Here is a 17,847-nt window from a genome sequence, read left to right on the forward strand (position 1 = left end):
TCTTGCGCAAATGGGAAGAACTGCCAAAGGAAATGCAAAACGAACAGGTGCGTCCGTACTATGATTACCTAGCTCAGCAGAAAATGACTTTAGCAATAAAATTCTTGCTAGATAAGATTTTTGCTGCCATATTGTTGTTAATTTTATCTCCGATATTTTTTGCCGTAGCCATCTGGATTAAGATGGATTCGCCAGGTGAAATATTCTTCCGTCAGGAACGTGTGACGCGCTACGGTGAAAAGTTCCGCATCTACAAATTCCGGACCATGGTAAAGAATGCAGAGAACATAGGTAGTCAGGTAACCACCAATGCCGATATGCGCGTGACCAAAGTCGGCAAGAAGATAAGAGCTTGCCGTCTAGACGAGATTCCCCAGTTGCTTAACATCCTCAAGGGAGAAATGAGCTTCGTGGGCACACGTCCTGAAGTGCCCAGATATGTGCAGCATTACACGGCAGAAATGTATGCCACATTATTGCTGCCAGCCGGGGTGACCAGCGAGGCCAGTATTGAATACAAGGACGAAGAAAGACTTTTATCTGAGGCGGAAAACGCAGATGAAGTATATATCAACAAAGTCTTGCCAGAGAAAATGCGTTGGAATTACAGCGGCATTAGCAAGCAGGGTGTTATGGAAGATATGAAGATAATGCTGAGAACAGTGGGGGCTGTGGTTTGAAAGTTAGTATTGCTATAGTTGCATATAATGAAGAGGCATATCTAAATAATATTCTTGCAGATATTGTGCAACAATCATATCCATTATGCAATGTGGAGTTGCTTTTGATCGATTCTATGTCTACTGATGAGACATATAATATAATGAAGAAATTTAAGATGGAATATGGAAAGGAATTTTTTAGTATAAAACTTTTGAAAAATGAAGGGAAAAGATTACCGAATGGATGTAATGTGGCTTTAGAAAATTATACAGGAGATGTTATATTACGAATAGATGCACACGCAAGGATACCTATAGATTTTATCAAATTAAATGTGGAAACTATAAAGTCAGGTGAATGTGTATGTGGTGGGCCAAGACCTAATATAATTGAAAAAAGTACAAAGTGGAAAAAAATGCTTTTAGCAGCAGAAATGTCAAAATTTGGCAGTGGTGCGGCACCCTTTCGTAATGGGCAAAAACGTTCTTATGTAACATCGGTTTTTCATGGGTGCTATAAAAGAGAAGTATTTCAAAAAATAGGAAAATATGATGAGCGTTTAGCTAGAACTGAGGATAATGATATTCATTACAGGATGCGGCTTGAAGGGTATAAAATTTGTTTTAATCCATTTATAAAATCTTATCAATATATTAGACCGTCTCTGAAAAAAATGTTAATGCAAAAGTATGCTAATGGATACTGGATTGGACGGACAATCTATATCCAGCCTAAATGTTTTTCGTGGTATCATTTTATACCTATGTTGTTTGTTAGTGCGTTGCTTCTATCATTGTTTTTTTCACATTACACTGATAGAAATTTTTTAGCATATTTGTTAATAATATATTTTTCTATAAATATATTTATTTGTGTAAAAGAAAATTATAGAAAAATCAGGGGAAATTATTATTTGATAGTATTACCTGTAATTGTATTTTTTATTCATATATTATATGGGTTGGGTGAATTTGTAGGGCTGATAAAGGGATTACGACATGCGTGATATATGTATCTTTAATGGCGGAGTAAAAAATAGTGGCGGAATCGAACGCGTTGCAGCTAATTTAGCTAATATGTGGGTGGCTGATGGAGATAAAGTCACATTGGTAATATCAGATAGTTGTACAGAATCCTTTTTTAAATTGGATCCTAATATAAAAATAACATCATTGGGGGTAGACCATAATATATCTGTATTGAGACAATTGGGTGATTTTTTCAGACTGATAGTGAAATTTAGAGCCTATGTGAAAAGAAAAAGACCGGATGTAGTAATGGGAATGTGGACAAGTAGGGCAATGATAGCAACAATTGCCTGCTTGGGGCTTGGAATACCTGTAATCGCATGCGAGCATAGTGCATATGAAAAAATGCGAAGTGACTTTAAAATTTTAAGGTTGTTTGTTTATCGATTGTCGACTGCTGTGGTGGCATTAACGGAGCGTGATACAGATTTATATAAGAAAATCAATGCGAATTCTTATACTATTCCCAATGCGATAAAGAGAATTCGGTATAATGAACGGGATGATACGAATAAAACTATTTTGTGGGTGGGATGGATATCATATGAGAAAGGCGTTGATCGGCTTTTGGAAATATGGTCAGAAATATGTAAAAAATATCCGGATTGGAAATTGAAAATTATTGGGAAAATTCCAGATGATAAACCGGAGTACGGAAAGATATTAGACAGGATGAAAAACAAATATGAATTTGGCGGTCAATTGACGATAATGGCAAGTACACAGGAAATATTTAACGAATATGATAACGCAGATATTTTTGTTATGACTTCTAGATATGAAGGGTTACCTATGGTGTTGTTAGAAGCTATGGCGAGTGGCTTGCCAGTAATTTGTTATGATTGTCCAACAGGTCCAAGAGAAATAATAGAAGACCGTGTGAATGGCTTTTTGATAAGTGATGGTGATACAAAAAGTTTTGCAGAAAAATTATCATTGTTGATAGAAAATAATGCATTGAGAAAAGTGTATGGGAAAAATGCTTATGATACAGTGAATAGATGTTTTAATGAAAAGATAGTCAGCTGGAAATGGGATGATTTGATTGCACGTTGTATTTCTAGATAAAATAAAAAAAATATTAGCGATCATGGCGTTTTCATGGTATGTTTTTCCGGTTTTTTTTCAAGGCGTTCCGAGTGTTGCTTGGATGTTTATATATGCGGCAGTACCATTGATATATTTTTCTGTTAACTACAAAAGAGCACTGATTTATGCGCGTGCGTTTCAAAAGTGTGAGATTATATATTTGCCATTAATATTGCTTTTAATATGGTCGTTGATTGTTATTGTGTGCACCCAATCATATGATTTTTCGTTTTTGGGAGAGCTTGCTAATTTGGCGAAAAATATAATAGTATATATTTTCTTGTTTGATTTGCTGGGGTCAATATGGGAAGAAAAAAATAAGCAACTATTATTTATGAAAACATATATTATAGTGTGTTTTTTGTACATAGCATCGACGTTGCTTTTTATAGCTTTTCCAGAATTAAAAAATCATTGGAATGACATAATAATATTATCAGAGATGGACGCGAATTTGACTAATGACTTGACATATTTTACAAGATATGGATGGTCGGGGTTTAGTGGATTTACGATATCTTTTAAAATACTAATTGGTGAAATATTTTTGTTGTATTTTGCTTCTCGATGTCGGTTTGTATCAATGCTGATGATAGCGATGGGGATTGGAGCTTTTTGCTACGGTAGAATAGGTGGATTTTTATCTATATTGGTTATTGTTATCTATGGAATTAATCAACTTTATGTTCAAGGTATAAAATTCATTTTCGATGTTTTTAAGTTCTTGTTGTTGCTAAGCTTAATGTTTTCTGTGGCTTTCTATTATTTTTCGGATAATATGTTCGCTATGATTTGGGTAAAATGGGTATCAGCACCGATAGAGTCGTTTTTTTATGGAATAAATTATGGGCAAGTTGATTTCGGTGGAAGTACGAATCATATGATTGAAGATATGTATTTTATTCCAGAAGAAAATACACTTATTTGGGGAGATGGATATTATATAAATCCGGACGGATCGTATTATATGCATACAGATGTTGGAGTTATGAGATCTGTTTTGTTTTATGGCTTAGTTGGCTGCTTGATTGGTTATGGAGCATTGTTTGCATATTGTGCGGTTGTATATAAAATAATGGCTAATAATAAAGATCGTATAGGAATGTTATGTGCGATATTGATTTTTGTGGTTACGATGATATATGAATTTAAAGGCTTGAATTTTGTTATTCCTTTTGGTGTTTTATCTATTATGTACATAGCAAATAAGAAGGAAAAATACGATAATCCATTTAATAATTGCGGCTGATTTGAAGGTGATAGTCTATTTATAAATTTTGGATTATATTAGCCCTTTTATATAAAAAGATGAGGGGATATTGTTTTGATGCTTTTTATTAATAATGTTATTTTTTGTATAATCAATACCGGTGGGAAAGTATTATTTTTGTAGCAGTTAGGACGGCAGTAACGAAAGATGAGGATGATAGAAATGATAAGTGTAATAATGCCGTGTTTTAGAGAAGACGAAACTGTACTAAGAAAAGCAATAGAATCGATTTTAAATCAGACATACAGCGATTTTGAATTGATAATCATACTTGATGATCCAAAAAATGAATTATTGTATAGAACAGTTAGTGAATACAGAGAGAATGATAAACGAATAAGATTTTATATAAATAAAAAAAATTATGGGATAACGAAAACTTTAAATCGTGCATTGTCCTTTGCTGTTGGGGATTATATAGCACGCATGGATGCAGATGATATTTCCAAGGTTACTCGCTTGGAAAAACAGTTGAATTTTATCGAAAAGCATAATTTGGATTTGATTGGATGTGATTATGAAGTTATCGATAATGACGGCAATTTTTTGTATGTGAATCATAATCCAATTACTGATAAAAAAATAAAAAGTGTCTTACAATACAGGAATTGTATTGCGCATCCTACATATTTTGCTAGAAGACACGTTTTTAAAATATTAAAAGGATACGTAGAGATAGAGGCTTGTGAGGATTATCATTTTCTCTTAAGAGCAGTAATGCATAATTTTAGATTAGGAAATTTACCTGATGTTGGTTTGTCGTACAGATTATCACAAAATGGAATTAGTAGGAAAAAAGAGGTAAAACAAGAAGTTATAGCAGATTATTTGAGAAATAATCTTGATAATATAGTTGATATGAATAATGATGTTGTAAATCGTTATTTAGAAAGTGACTTAGGTGTGTATAATATTGAACAAATGAATGAATATATTTACTATAGAAATCGGATAAAAAATGGAAACTATTTTAATGTGATGAGAATTATTAACAATAAATATGCAAAACTATATTTGCAGAATGTGATAAAAGATAAATTGTTTAGTTGTGCAGCGATGTAGTTATGAATAGTAAATAAATTATGATTGAGGGTAAATTTAGTATGATTCCTAAAGTTATACATTATTGTTGGTTTGGTGATAATTCACTATCTGAGGATGCAAAGAAGTATATAGATTCATGGCGGAAATTTTGCCCTGACTACAAAATTATCGAATGGAATGAAAATAATTTTGATGTAACCGAAAATGACTACTGTCGTGAGGCTTATGAAGCAAAGAAATGGGCGTTTGTAACAGATTATGTTCGGTTGAAAGTTCTCTATGAATATGGCGGTATCTACATGGATACGGATGTTGAAGTTTGTAAGAATCTTGACTGTTTATTGAAATATGAAGCAGTGTCGGGATACGAGTCGGAGACAAGTATCCCGACAGGCACACTGGCTGCCTGTCGGGGAGATGAATGGATTGGGATGTTGCTTCATGATTACGATGACAGGCACTTTTTGCAAAAGGATGGTAGCTACGATATAACGACAAATGTTGTTACTATTACTAGACTTACAAAAGAAAAATATGGATTAAGATTGGATGGAAAGAGAAAAGTTTTTGGGACAAATATATTGATTTTGCCGTTTGATTACTTGTGTGCAAAATCCTTTAAGACTGGAATCGTGGAAAAGACGGAAAATACAATGACGATACATCATTTTTCGGGGTCATGGTTGACTGCTGATGTAAAGAAATATGATGATGTATTTAAAAAGAATTATAAAAAGTTGACATGGGTGCCAAATGAATTTATGCGTATGAAAACGGCAACGATATTAGCCTGTTATCAATTGGGGGGGTGGTATGCTGTATGGAAACGGTTTTGTGAATCAGTATTTCGTATTGACTCATAATATATGGTCGGATTTGTTTTATGTGAGGAAGTGCTGATTTGAAAAAAGTTGGATTGATGACATGGTATAAGTATAAGAATTTCGGGACAGCCCTTCAGGTCGTTTCTTTATCCTGCTGTATCAAAGAACTTGGTTATTCTACGGAAATCTTAAATTATACCCCTAGAACAATGGGAAATTACCCTAATTATAACTTTACTTCCTTGATGAAACGGCTCTTGAGAAAAATCATGAAAGCTGCGAAAAAGGAGCAGGTGATTGTTTCTCGGCATAGGGAAGAGTTATTTGATAACTTCATAGCAGAACATTTAACAGAGTCGCAAACAGCAAATAATGCTATAGAGCTGGAAAGTTTATCCAATGATATGGATGCGGTGGTTTGTGGTAGTGATCAAATTTGGGCACCAAGCTGTTTTGATGATAAATATTTCCTGTCATTTGTTCATGATGTAAACAAGATGATTTCTTATGCGCCCAGTATCGGCTTGACGCATATTGATAGTTTGTTAGTCGCAGAAGAAATGGCGGCTTTGATTAGTAGGTTCAAACATCTGTCTGTTCGTGAACAGCAGGGAGCAGAGTTGATTAAGAAATTATGTGGTAGAAAAGCTGAAGTGGTATTAGATCCGACGCTTTTGCATGATATTGGCTTTTGGAACCAGATAACATATCAGCATGAAGTACCAGATGGTTTCATGAATCGGCCATATATCATTGCTTATTTCCTAGGAAAGCCAAATCGTTACCTCGGTGTGTTGCGTAAAGCGGAACAGACATATGGAATGCCAGTTTTCCTTATACCTGTATTCAAGGTGCAGTATTCGAGTAAATACTGTCTTCCCTTCGAGATAGGGCCTGCTGAGTTTGTCCAGCTCATTGCTCATGCGAAGTACGTCTTGACGGATTCTTTTCATGGACTTGCTTTCTCTGTGAATTTTAATAAACCTTTTACGGTGTTTAAGCGTTTTAAAGATGGCGATAAGACAAATCAAAATTCCCGTATCTTGAATCTATTGTCCCTTATGGGGTTGAATAACAGATTATGTGATGCTGAGAATTATGTGCCAAAGAAAAACGACTTTTTATGTGATTTTTCTCAGACGAATACTGCCATGGAGAAGCTTCGGCTGAAATCTGTACGATTTCTGAAAGGATCATTGGAGCAAGCTACAGCGGACAATTCTAAGCCAGCATCGGTTGGGGATTTGAAATTTTGCTGTGGGTGCGGTTCTTGTAAGAGTCAGTGTCCTACGCAGGCTATTTCTATTCAGAAGAACGAAAATGGTTTTTGGGAAAAATTTGTAGATAAAACGAAATGCATTCATTGTAAGAAGTGCTTAATGGTCTGTCCTTTCTATCAAGTAGAAGCGCGCTCTATGCGTGAAATGAAAAAACTCGTAGCCTATAAATCAAGGTGTTTGGAGAAGGTCCGTACGGAATCATCATCGGGTGCTGTGGGAGCTGATTTGGTTCAGGTTTTGTTAGACGATGGCTATACGATTAGTGGCTGTGTTTATGACAGGACTATGAATCAGGCGGAGCATATCTGGTTTGACAAAGAGAGTGCGGATAAGGCTGAGTGGATAAAAGGATCCAAATATATTCAAAGCAGTACGACGGCTGTTATGGATGCAGTAGCTCATCAGGAGTTCAATCAAATAGCATTTTTCGGAACCCCTTGTCAGGTGGCTGCCATGGATAAGTTGTTGAGACGAACAGGTAAGCGGACGGAGGCAGTTTTGATTGATTTAATCTGTCATGGAGTTCCCTCGCAACATCTTTGGGATAAATATATTGCTTATATTGATAGATGGTATCATACGGGGCATAATCCTGACGTTAAATTCCGTTCGCCAGATACGGACTGGCGCGCGCTCTCTCTCTCTGTTAATGGCAATAAAAATCGTTATATCAAGAATGAGAAGAAAGATTTGTTCTATGCTTTTTTCCGTCCTAGTCTTTGTTATATGCCCTCTTGTTATGAATGTCCCTATCGTGAAAAGTCAGCAGCGGATATACGTATTGGTGATTATTGGGGAGAACGTTTTGTAAAAGACTCTACAGGCGTGTCAATGGTCACGATACATACGGAAAAGGGGAATCAGATTATGAAGAAGTTGTCCGGTTGGATGGAAGAATTTTGCGTCAGTGAATATTGGAGTGTTCAATATCCTTATAACCATCAACCACCGATATTTTATCATGAGCTGATAAGAAAATTGAAAACAGATGGGGAAGACTTATATTCGCTTTATACGAAATATGCAATAGGCTATGCCAAAAGAGAGAAGTTAGTACAGGGATTCAATTTTATTAAGAAATTTGTCAGAATGTGGATGAAATGAAGCAAAAGTATGAGTATTTATCCAAAAATGTTTTGTTATTTTCGATTAGTAGTTTCTTGCCGAAAGTAATTGCCTTTTTATTGATACCTTTTTATACAAGTATCCTTACTCCGGCGGATTATGGTGTATCGGAAATGATACAGACGACAGTATCGTTATTATTGCCCATATTTACCGTGGATATTCAGGATGCGGTATTGCGTTTTTCTTTTGATGATAGATATAAGCCTGACAAAGTATTTTCGGTGGCAATCTCTATGATATTAAAGGGATTTGTCTTGGTTTTCTTGATTGCTTTAGGCTTAGTGATGTTTAATATCCAAGGGATGGAAGTTCAATATATCGTATTTGCATTGTGGCAATATGGAATTATGTCATTACAAAATAGCTGTAATCTTTTTTGCCGCGGGATTGATAAAATAAGTGTTATTACAATCAGCAGTTTGATTGATTCAGTTCTGAATGCGTTAATCAATATATTGCTTTTGGCTGTGATACCTATGGGGTTGGTTGGTTATTTGTTGGCAAGCACTATAAGCGCAACAATCAGTCTGTCGTATATGATAGTCAAAGCAAAACTTTATCAATATTTGGATTTTAACATTAATTCTCAACTGCAACATGAGATGCTTTGTTTCAGCTTGCCGCTAGTCTCTAGCGGTATTGCCTGGTGGGTAAACAATGCTTCGGATCGTTATATTGTTACAGCCATGGTGGGGATAGCAGCTAGCGGCTTATATGCGACAGCTTATAAGATTCCTGCGATATTGACAGTTTTTCAAAATGTTTTTTTTCAAGCGTGGTCTATTTCTGCACTCAAGGAATTTGATAAAGATGATAAGGATGGATTTATAGCTAAGATGTATACTTTGGTAAATTCAGCTATGGCAATCATTTGTTCGATTATCATCTTATTTAATGTTCCCCTTTCTCGGTTATTGTATTCAAATGATTTTTTTCAGGCATGGGAATTTGTTCCACCGTTGTTAGTGGCTATTGTATTTAATGCGAATGCGTTGTTTGTCGGAGCAATTTATACTGTAGTAAAAAAGACAAAAATATTATCTTTTACGACGATGTTGGGAGCTGCTGTCAATGTCTTGGGGAATATTATTTTCATTTACTGGATCGGGCCTTATGGTGCAGCTTTGTCTACAATGTTAGGGTATTTTTTTGTGATGCTCATTCGATTAGTCTTATTGCAGCGAATGTTTTCTCTTAAGGTAAGGTATCGTCGTGATCTATTTGTGGTAGTGTTGTTATTCACGCAGGTTTATTTGGCAAAATATGGTGTAAATCTAATCGCAGAGCAGAGTTTAGTTCTGGTGGTGATAATATCCTTATATGTAGATGAAGTTAAATGTTTATTTATGAAATTGAAAGTTAAATTATTTTAAAGCGATAGCATTGCCTTTCATTTAAGAGGTTAGGTGTGCTGGTGAAGACTTATGGATATCAGGAAAACTTTGAATGAGGAATAATACTATAAAGAGACAATATGTTATTTTAGTTAAAACGGGGATGGGGCTAAATGATGGTTTTAATAACGGGTGGAGCTGGTTTTATCGGTTCTCATCTGGTTCGGCAGATGTTGGATGAAAAAAATATAGTAGTGTTGGATGACTTATCGACTGGTTCATTGAAACATCTGTCCGAGTTGGATATTGTGTTATGGAAGCAGGATATTTGCAATCCAGATATTGTACAACAAATTGTTTCTGAAAAATTTGATGTCATTGTGCATTTAGCGGCGCAGACGATGGTAGATTCATCCATAAAAAATCCGATTTTTGATGCATCCGAAAATATTATGGGGACGCTTAATGTGTTGGAGGCGGCTCGGCAGTGTGGGGCTCGTGTGATTTTTGCTTCGACGGCAGCTGCTTATGGCGATGTGATGGAGAACGAGCTGCCGGTGCCGGAGTCCCATGAACTTTCTCCGCAGTCGTTTTATGGGCTCACGAAGGTCGGTGTTGAAAAATATCTGGCACTTTATCATCAGCATTATGGTCTGGATTACGTTATTTGCCGGTTTGCGAATGTCTACGGTGAGCGCCAGGGCGATAAAGGCGAAGGCGGCGTCATCAGTATTTTCGCCAAGCGAATTGCTGCGGGTAAGGATATCACGATTTACGGTGACGGCACGCAAACGCGCGATTTTGTTTATGCCGGTGATATTGCCCGTGGTATCTGCAAGGCAATGACTACGGAAAACGTGAATACCGTGTATAACCTTAGTACGCAGACGGAGACGAGTCTGCTGGATTTAGTACGTATTATGAGTGAGGTTTCGGGCCGCGAGATTACGCCTAAGTTCGGGCAAGTACGTGATGGGGATATCTATCGGTCAATGCTTTCGAATCGGAAGGCGAAAGAAGACCTTGGCTGGGAGCCACAGATTTCATTAGCAGATGGTTTGCGGCGGACGATGGCCTATTTTCAGTCAAATTGACATGTCAGAATGATGTGTTTTCAAGATAAGAGATAGCGGTGTGAGGTGATTGGATGTTTGTGGTAAAGAAGAATTCTGAGATGATGAATAAGACGTTCCGTCTGCCAGTGGATTTGGTGGAGCGGCTCACTGAGGTGGCAAAGGCGCAGGATGTATCGGTTAATAATCTGGTACAGCAGTGCTGTGAGTATGCGCTGGGGGATATGGATGGTGAGGCGCACCAGGAGGCGAAGCAGAGGATGTGAGCGAGAGCGAAATAGAATCTTTTCCGGCTGATTGATTTTGAGTTGCAGGATAAGGCAAAAACAGACTATAAAAAACCATCGTTCTCGGATGAGTGAGAACGATGGTTTTTCGGTTATTTTTGTAGAGCAAGTTTTTCGACTTCTTCACGCGAGAGATTGACGAGTTCGATGATTTCCTCGATGGATTTATTTTTGGCTAACATTCGTTTGGCTGTACGAAGATCAGCATTTCGTTCACCTTCGGCACGGCCCTCAGCACGGCCCTCGGCACGGCCCTCAGCACGGCCCTCGGCACGGCCGTCATCGTGGGCTTCACGCATTTTCATTTCGTAGGTCATATAACTCACCCTTTCCTCGTGGTTGGTTTTTGTTTCGGTGATACAGGCATCGATTTCTTTGATGAAATCATCAGTTGCTGGTAGTCCGTTCATATAGTCAAGGAATGCGCGTACATCTGGAGAGATGTCGTTGGCAGTACCTTTACTGCTGAGAAATATCTTGGTGGCACCGTCGTTTAATTCAAGGCTTTTATCTTCGATGCAGATATTGCGGAATGTATAGATGTGACGGTTCCGGTCAAAGAGTTCAAAGGGACAAAGAAAGATGATGATGGAGGAGCGAAGCTCCTTGTACAAAGCCCCTCTGGCTAGGGAATCAACATCAATCATGGACTGATAGTATCTAGTACGCTGGGCAAGTTCTTGATCGCCGTAATCGCGTACTTGCATCTCGATATCATAAATCGTCTCATCACCTTCGACGTAAACATCAAGACGTATGCCTTTGCTATCGTATTTCAGCTTTAGTGATTTTTCTTCTTCCAGATATTTGATGTCTCGGATTTTAATGTTGAGAATTTTTTCGATAAGCCGTTTGCAGAATCGCTTGTGGCGCATGACGAGTTTGAACATGTAGTCATCGATGATGGTAAGTTCTTCCCAGGGTTTAATCTCACGACGATAAGCAGACATGGTAGATACTCCTTTCTTATATTATATAGAATGATGAATTTCTCTGCAATATGCAGAGAAATAAGTAACAAAACATATATTCTCCACACATATATTCTAACACAATCCAAACATAAATTCCATATGGCGCAATGTATACATAGCAGGATTTTGTCTTTGAGGAGGCGAATAGTTTAGGCATGATTTTATCGTGGGGGGATTATTATGAACAGTCAGCTGCTTTGTGAATTCTTGGAGAAAAAGACGGCATCTTGCAAGGTGTTGGTGGTCGGCGATATCATGCTGGATAAATATTATTATGGGGAGGTTACACGTATCTCTGGTGAGGCACCGGTGCCGATTACGCGGGTGAATTCCTCTGCGGAAAAGCTTGGCGGCGGTGCTAACATTGCCTACAACTTGTCGGTGCTTGGCTGTCAGACGGGACTTTCGGGATTTGTTGGCGATGATGCCCATTGTGTGAGCATGGTGGAGAAACTGGCCGATTATGGTATCGATAGTGCTGGCCTTATTCGGACTGACCGGCCGACTACGACGAAAGTGCGTATCATGAGTGGCAATCAGCAGATGTTCCGGTTGGATTTTGAGCAGGTGGGGCCCATGGCGGATGAGGATGCGGAGTCCTTCCGCCGCTATATTGCCGAAAGGCTTAACGAGAGTCTGGACTGCGTGGTGATTTCCGACCACGATAATGGGGCCTGCACGGAAAAAACTTGTGCCAAAATCATTGAGCTTTGTCATAATCACGGGGTGCCAGTGGTGGTGGATATGAGTGGCCATAACTGGGTGAATTACGCTCATGCCGATTATATCGTGGCCAATATGAAGCGCGTGAATCAGGCGCTTTTGCAGCCTATCGATAATGAGGATGCCAAGGTGGAGAAGGCTGCCCATTATCTTATGCGGAAGTATAAGGTACGCAATGTAATCATGACCCGATCGGAAAAAGGGCTGTCGCTGGTGGGGGATACCATCATAAAGCATATTCCGACCAAGGCCCAGGAACTTTTTGATGTATTGGGTGCTACCGATACGATTGCCGCTGTTTTTGCCTTGACGTTAGCAGGCGGATTAAGCCCGCAGGAAGGGGCTTATCTGGCAAATCTGGCAGCCAGCCGTGTTGTGGCAAGGTTGGGTACTTATGCGGTGACCCGAGAAGAGCTTCAGGGGTTACTGCAGGAAGGTTCTATGGTATAATAGATAAATAGTATTAATTAAGGAGGCCTTTTGTTGGACGTAAAAGACATAATACATGGATTTAGAGTTGTACGTAAGAGTGTCATTCCTGAGACGGATTCTACGGCTTGGTTCTTCGAGCATGAGAAGAGCGGTGCGCAGCTGTTTTTTTTGCAGAATGACGATGACAATAAAGTTTTTTCGATTTCTTTCCGCACGCCGCCGGTAGATGATACGGGAGTTGCGCATATTGTGGAGCATTCTACGCTCTGTGGCAGCCGCAAATATCCGCTTAAGGAACCCTTTGTGGAGCTCGTCAAGGGATCGCTTAATACTTTCCTCAATGCGATGACCTATCCGGATAAGACGATGTACCCGGTGGCCAGCCGTAACGATAAGGATTTCCAGAATCTCATGGATGTTTATCTCGATGCGGTATTCTATCCGAATATGCGGGAAAATCCGCAGGTCCTCATGCAGGAGGGCTGGCATTATGAGATTGAAAATCCGGAGGAGCCGCTCACGTATAGTGGTGTTGTCTACAATGAGATGAAGGGGGCATTGTCCGCACCGGATGATTTGTTGCAGAGCCGCATCATGTCAGCCCTTTATCCAGATACTACCTATGGGTTTGAGTCCGGTGGTGACCCGGAGGCAATTCCCCAGCTGACCCAGGAGATGTTCACGGGGTTCCACAGCAAGTATTATCATCCTTCGAACAGTTATATTTACCTCTATGGCGATATGGATATCCAGGAGAAACTTGCTTATCTGGATAGGGAATACCTCAGTCAGTTTGACCGCATTCCGGTGCCATCACGCATTGATCGGCAGCAGGCCTTTGACCAGGTTAAGCGGGAGCAGCTTTCTTATCCCATTAGTGCTGAGGAGGAGACGGCGGAAAAATCTTTCCTTTCCCTTAGCTGGGTGGTGGGGGAGAGCCTCAACACGACGGATATGATGGGGCTGGAGATTCTCGAACACGCTTTGTTGCGCACGCCGGCAGCCCCCTTGCGCAAGGCGCTGATTGATGCCAAGCTGGGCAAAGATGTGGATTCGGATTTTGAAGAAGATATGCTGCAGCCCTTCTTTAGTATCATGGTTAGCAATTCCGAGGCTGACCGGGCGGAGCGGTTCTATGGGATTGTCATGGATACCCTCAAAAAATTGGCGGATGAGGGGATTGACAGCACGCTGATGGAAGCGTCGATGAATCTTTTGGAGTTCCGTCTGCGTGAGTCGGATTTCGGTTCTGCTCCCAAGGGACTCATCTATGGCATTCGGGCGATGAAGACCTGGCTTTACGGCGGCATTCCGGAGGAGAGCCTTTTCTATGAAAAGGTGCTGAGACAGCTGAAAGAGGGCTTGGATAATGGCTACTTTGAGGGACTTATCCGCAAGTATTTCCTCAATAATTCTCATGCCGTGCTGCTGACCCTTAGCCCCAGCACTACGATGGCGGCTGAGCGCGAGGCACAGCAGGAAAAAGAGCTGGCGGCGAAAAAAGCTGCGATGTCGGCGGAGGAAATCCAGCAAATCATCGAAACGACCAAGGCCCTTAAGGAGCGCCAGCAGAGTCCGGAGACGGAGGAAGCACTGGCAACAATTCCGGTGCTGAAGCTTTCGGATATCCGCAAAGAGGCGTATGATTTGCCGCTCAAGGAATTGGATCTTGACGGTACGAAGGTGCTTTTTAGTGATGTAGAGACCCACGGGATTGTCTATTTGACGTTGTTTTTTGACGCGTCGACTATCACCAAGGAGCAGCTTCCCTATGCCTTCCTGCTCAGTGAACTCATCGGCAATGTGGATACGGAGCAGCATACTTATGCAGAACTTGCCAATCTCAAGAATCTGCACACTGGCGGCATTGCCTATGATATTGTGACCTATACGAAAAACGGGGAACCGGATTCCTGTCAGCCGACTTTCCGCATCAAGGCGAAGGTGCTCAAGGAGAAAATGCCGGAGCTGCTTTCCCTGTTGCAGGAAATTCTCACGAAGAGTCAGTACAGCGATAAAAAACGTGTCCGCGAATTGTTGGACCAGGAACAGGCTGCGATGGAGCTCAATCTCCAGCGTTCGGCACATCAGGTGGTGGCGTCCCGGCTGGCATCCTATCTTTCTAAGGCTGGCCGCTTTGCGGAAGAGGGGGGTCTGCCTTTCTATCAGTTTGTAAAGGGGATTTTGGATAATTTCGACGAAGAACTTGCGAAAATGCAGCGGGTCTTTGCCGATATGCTGCCGAAACTCTTCAATACCAACGGACTGATTGTGGCGCTTACGGAGCGGGAGGCCGATTATCCGGCGACGGCAAAAGAGGTGGCTGCTTTCCAGCAGGGACTTTGCCATGCCGCTTATCCCGTACAGGAATACAGCTGGGAGCTTACGCCGCTCAATGAGGGCCTTACGTCTTCAAGCCGCGTCCAGTATGTGGGCAAGGGAGCAAATTTCCTGAAGCTTGGTTATGAATTTACCGGGACCATGCATGTTTTGGAGACGCTGCTTCGCTATGATTATTTCTGGACGAAGATTCGTGTCCAGGGCGGTGCGTATGGTGCCTTTACGAGCTTTAACCGCAATGGCATGATGTATTTTAGCTCTTATCGTGACCCGAACCTTGCAGAGACCCTTGATGTCTTTAACGGCACCGCGGATTATATCCGCAATTTCGAGGCTTCGGAGCGCGAGATGGATAAGTTCATCATCGGTACTATGAGCGGGGTGGACACTCCGCTGACGCCGCAGATGAAGGGGAGTGCTGCCGTTACCTGCTGGATGCGCGGCATTACAAAGGAAGACCGCCAGCGCAATCGCGACCAGATTCTCGCGACTCGTCAGCAGGATGTTCGCAATCTGGCTGACCTGGTAGATGCCTGCATGAAACAGAACATCCTCTGTGTATTTGGCGGCCAGGAAAAAATTGACGCCAATAAGCAGGTATTTGGTACGGTTCATTCTGCACTTTAAGGATTTATATGCGTTGACTTTGCATAAATATCATGGGATAATGATAAGAACGATTGAAAGCTAAATCGAGACTCATATGTGGGAGGCTTTTTCATGAAGAAACCAATTTTCAAGGGCGCTGGTGTCGCAATTATCACGCCGTACACGGAAGATGGTATTAATTTTCCGGAACTGGGCCGCATTATCGAGGACCAGATTAAAGGCGGTACGGATGCAATCGTAATCACGGGCACGACGGGCGAGTCGGCTACGATGTCGGATGCCGAGCATCGGGCAGCCATTAAGTTCGCAGTTGAACAGGTCAAGGGCCGCATTCCGGTTATTGCTGGTACGGGGTCGAACGAGACGTCCTATGCGATTGCTTTGTCGAAGTATGCAGAAGAAGTTGGTGCGGATGCCCTGCTGGTGGTTACGCCGTATTATAACAAATGCACGCAGAAGGGCTTGGTGGCTCACTACACGGCTATTGCTGATGCGGTAAATATCCCAATCGTTCTTTATGATGTGCCGTCTCGCACGGGAGTAGCTATTTCCACGGAGTCTTATGTGAAGCTCTCGAAACATCCGAATATCGTAGCGGTCAAAGAGGCAAATGGTGATTTGTCGAAGATTCTTCGCCTCAAAGCTGCTGTTGGGGATGATTTGGTGCTTTATTCCGGCAATGATGACCAGATTGTGCCGATCCTTTCCCTGGGGGGCCAGGGGGTTATCTCGGTGCTTTCTAACGTGGCACCTAAGGAAACCCATGATATGTGCCAGGCTTTCTTTGATGGGGATACGGAAAAAGCAGCCAAGATGCAGATTGAGTATACGGACCTCATCGATGCACTGTTCTGCGAAGTCAACCCGATTCCGGTTAAAGTTGCAATGCGCAAGCTTGGCTATGATGCTGGTCCGCTGCGTATGCCCCTTTGTGAGATGGAGCCGGAAAATGAAGCAAAACTTGAGGCAGCCCTCAAGAATCACGGCCTTTTGAAATAAGAAGCAAAAGCATAAATAGCAAAGCCTTCCCCTGCGGGGGAAGGCTTTGTCGTTCGAGGTGATAAATTCATGCATGGAGTGTTTGATATTGTCGGGCCAGTGATGATTGGTCCGTCCAGTTCCCATACAGCTGGGGCTGTGCGGCTAGGGTTGATGGCTCGGAAGATTTTAGGGGAGCCGGCCGTGAAGGCAGAAATTAATCTGCATGGTTCTTTTGCCCAAACCTATCGGGGACATGGTACGGATAAGGCGCTGATTGCGGGGATTCTTGGTTTTTCCCCGGAGGATGAACGCATTCGCGATGCTTTGACTCTGGCTAAGGAGCGGGGGATAGACTATAGTTTTCAGACGGTAAATCTTGATGATGCCCATCCCAATACGGCGGTTATCTATCTGGTGGGAAATACTGGCCGGGTAGCCCGCGTTCGTGGGGCGTCAGTGGGAGGGGGTAATATCCTCATTACGAATATCGATGGGTATTCGGTGGAACTTACGGGCCAATATCCCGCCCTTATTACTATTCATCGCGACCGTCCCGGGGTTATTACCCAGGTCACCCAGATTTTGTCCCGTTATGAGGTGAATATTGCCTTTATGCGCGTATCGAGGCAGAATCGCGGGGAGACGGCCATGATGATTATGGAGCTGGATGACCAGCCGGCTGATGATGTGATGGAGGAGTGCCGCGAGGTCTACGAGGTGGAAAATGCCTTTACGATTCCGGCAATCTGATGTGAGGATGGAAGATTA

The 17,847-nt window shown here is 41.4% G+C and carries 15 protein-coding genes; 14 read left to right on the forward strand and 1 reads right to left on the reverse strand.

The window, feature by feature from the left end; genetic code table 11:
* The first annotated feature begins 2 nt into the window (after window positions 1–2).
* The 10 genes from BLQ36_RS03455 to BLQ36_RS03500 all read left to right on the forward strand — a co-directional run bounded on the left by BLQ36_RS03455 (window position 3) and on the right by BLQ36_RS03500 (window position 10,999).
* Entirely contained in the window at window positions 3–680 is a 678-nt protein-coding gene (locus BLQ36_RS03455) for a sugar transferase (protein ID WP_412582395.1), read from the forward strand.
* A complete protein-coding gene (locus BLQ36_RS03460; protein ID WP_074513990.1) occupies window positions 677–1,669 on the forward strand; it encodes a glycosyltransferase family 2 protein in 993 nt (330 codons plus the stop codon). Before BLQ36_RS03455 ends, BLQ36_RS03460 begins: the two co-directional genes overlap by 4 nt.
* Window positions 1,662–2,759, forward strand: coding sequence for a glycosyltransferase family 4 protein (locus tag BLQ36_RS03465; RefSeq protein WP_074513991.1), 1,098 nt, complete (start codon window positions 1,662–1,664; stop codon window positions 2,757–2,759). The genes BLQ36_RS03460 and BLQ36_RS03465 overlap by 8 nt, the downstream gene beginning before the upstream one ends.
* On the forward strand, window positions 2,737–4,029 hold the full coding sequence (locus tag BLQ36_RS03470) for a hypothetical protein (RefSeq protein WP_074513992.1): 1,293 nt from the start codon (window positions 2,737–2,739) through the stop codon (window positions 4,027–4,029). Before BLQ36_RS03465 ends, BLQ36_RS03470 begins: the two co-directional genes overlap by 23 nt.
* A gap of 183 nt (window positions 4,030–4,212) precedes the next feature.
* Complete coding sequence (locus tag BLQ36_RS03475; protein ID WP_074513993.1) at window positions 4,213–5,112, forward strand: glycosyltransferase; 900 nt, start codon at window positions 4,213–4,215, stop codon at window positions 5,110–5,112.
* 41 nt (window positions 5,113–5,153) lie between these two features.
* Window positions 5,154–5,957, forward strand: a complete 804-nt coding sequence (locus BLQ36_RS03480; protein WP_074513994.1) for a glycosyltransferase family 32 protein — start codon at window positions 5,154–5,156, stop codon at window positions 5,955–5,957.
* A 38-nt stretch (window positions 5,958–5,995) separates the two neighbouring features.
* Window positions 5,996–8,302: a polysaccharide pyruvyl transferase family protein gene (locus tag BLQ36_RS03485; RefSeq protein ID WP_074513995.1), complete on the forward strand. Its 2,307-nt coding sequence runs from the start codon at window positions 5,996–5,998 to the stop codon at window positions 8,300–8,302.
* Window positions 8,299–9,699, forward strand: coding sequence for an oligosaccharide flippase family protein (locus tag BLQ36_RS03490; protein WP_074513996.1), 1,401 nt, complete (start codon window positions 8,299–8,301; stop codon window positions 9,697–9,699). Before BLQ36_RS03485 ends, BLQ36_RS03490 begins: the two co-directional genes overlap by 4 nt.
* Before the next feature lie 134 nt (window positions 9,700–9,833).
* On the forward strand, window positions 9,834–10,754 hold the full coding sequence (locus tag BLQ36_RS03495) for a GDP-mannose 4,6-dehydratase (RefSeq protein ID WP_074513997.1): 921 nt from the start codon (window positions 9,834–9,836) through the stop codon (window positions 10,752–10,754).
* A gap of 53 nt (window positions 10,755–10,807) precedes the next feature.
* The gene (locus BLQ36_RS03500) at window positions 10,808–10,999 is read left to right on the forward strand and encodes a toxin-antitoxin system HicB family antitoxin (protein ID WP_074513998.1); all 192 of its coding nucleotides are present in this window, start codon (window positions 10,808–10,810) and stop codon (window positions 10,997–10,999) included.
* Window positions 11,000–11,112: 113 nt separating this feature from the next.
* Here BLQ36_RS03500 and BLQ36_RS03505 read toward each other — a convergent pair whose 3' ends face one another.
* On the reverse strand, window positions 11,113–11,970 hold the full coding sequence (locus BLQ36_RS03505) for an Rpn family recombination-promoting nuclease/putative transposase (RefSeq protein WP_074513999.1): 858 nt from the start codon (window positions 11,968–11,970) through the stop codon (window positions 11,113–11,115).
* Window positions 11,971–12,174: 204 nt separating this feature from the next.
* On the opposite strand from BLQ36_RS03505, the gene BLQ36_RS03510 reads away from it, so the two are divergent.
* The 4 genes from BLQ36_RS03510 to sdaAB all read left to right on the forward strand — a co-directional run bounded on the left by BLQ36_RS03510 (window position 12,175) and on the right by sdaAB (window position 17,829).
* Complete coding sequence (locus BLQ36_RS03510) at window positions 12,175–13,167, forward strand: bifunctional heptose 7-phosphate kinase/heptose 1-phosphate adenyltransferase (RefSeq protein WP_074514000.1); 993 nt, start codon at window positions 12,175–12,177, stop codon at window positions 13,165–13,167.
* Window positions 13,168–13,200: 33 nt separating this feature from the next.
* Window positions 13,201–16,116 carry an insulinase family protein gene (locus tag BLQ36_RS03515; protein WP_074514001.1) on the forward strand — a complete coding sequence of 972 codons (2,916 nt, stop codon included), beginning with the start codon at window positions 13,201–13,203 and terminating at the stop codon, window positions 16,114–16,116.
* A gap of 93 nt (window positions 16,117–16,209) precedes the next feature.
* Complete coding sequence (dapA, locus tag BLQ36_RS03520; RefSeq protein WP_074514002.1) at window positions 16,210–17,097, forward strand: 4-hydroxy-tetrahydrodipicolinate synthase; 888 nt, start codon at window positions 16,210–16,212, stop codon at window positions 17,095–17,097.
* Window positions 17,098–17,166: 69 nt separating this feature from the next.
* Entirely contained in the window at window positions 17,167–17,829 is a 663-nt protein-coding gene (gene sdaAB, locus BLQ36_RS03525; protein ID WP_074514003.1) for an L-serine ammonia-lyase, iron-sulfur-dependent subunit beta, read from the forward strand.
* The last annotated feature ends 18 nt before the right edge of the window (window positions 17,830–17,847 follow it).

This window comes from Selenomonas sp. WCT3 (assembly GCA_900100835.1).
In the GTDB taxonomy this organism is placed as follows: Bacteria; Bacillota; Negativicutes; order Selenomonadales; family Selenomonadaceae; genus Selenomonas_A; species Selenomonas_A ruminantium_E.

What these genes read in the sequence shown, in the direction of transcription:
- BLQ36_RS03465 (WP_074513991.1), top strand. Translation starts at nt 1,662, where the DNA reads ATGCGTGATATATGTATCTTTAATGGCGGAGTAAAAAATAGTGGCGGA.
- BLQ36_RS03475 (WP_074513993.1), top strand. Translation starts at nt 4,213, where the DNA reads ATGATAAGTGTAATAATGCCGTGTTTTAGAGAAGACGAAACTGTACTA.
- BLQ36_RS03480 (WP_074513994.1), top strand. Translation starts at nt 5,154, where the DNA reads ATGATTCCTAAAGTTATACATTATTGTTGGTTTGGTGATAATTCACTA.
- BLQ36_RS03490 (WP_074513996.1), top strand. Translation starts at nt 8,299, where the DNA reads ATGAAGCAAAAGTATGAGTATTTATCCAAAAATGTTTTGTTATTTTCG.
- BLQ36_RS03495 (WP_074513997.1), top strand. Translation starts at nt 9,834, where the DNA reads ATGATGGTTTTAATAACGGGTGGAGCTGGTTTTATCGGTTCTCATCTG.
- BLQ36_RS03500 (WP_074513998.1), top strand. Translation starts at nt 10,808, where the DNA reads ATGTTTGTGGTAAAGAAGAATTCTGAGATGATGAATAAGACGTTCCGT.
- BLQ36_RS03505 (WP_074513999.1), bottom strand. Translation starts at nt 11,970, where the DNA reads ATGTCTGCTTATCGTCGTGAGATTAAACCCTGGGAAGAACTTACCATC.
- BLQ36_RS03510 (WP_074514000.1), top strand. Translation starts at nt 12,175, where the DNA reads ATGAACAGTCAGCTGCTTTGTGAATTCTTGGAGAAAAAGACGGCATCT.
- dapA (WP_074514002.1), top strand. Translation starts at nt 16,210, where the DNA reads ATGAAGAAACCAATTTTCAAGGGCGCTGGTGTCGCAATTATCACGCCG.
- sdaAB (WP_074514003.1), top strand. Translation starts at nt 17,167, where the DNA reads ATGCATGGAGTGTTTGATATTGTCGGGCCAGTGATGATTGGTCCGTCC.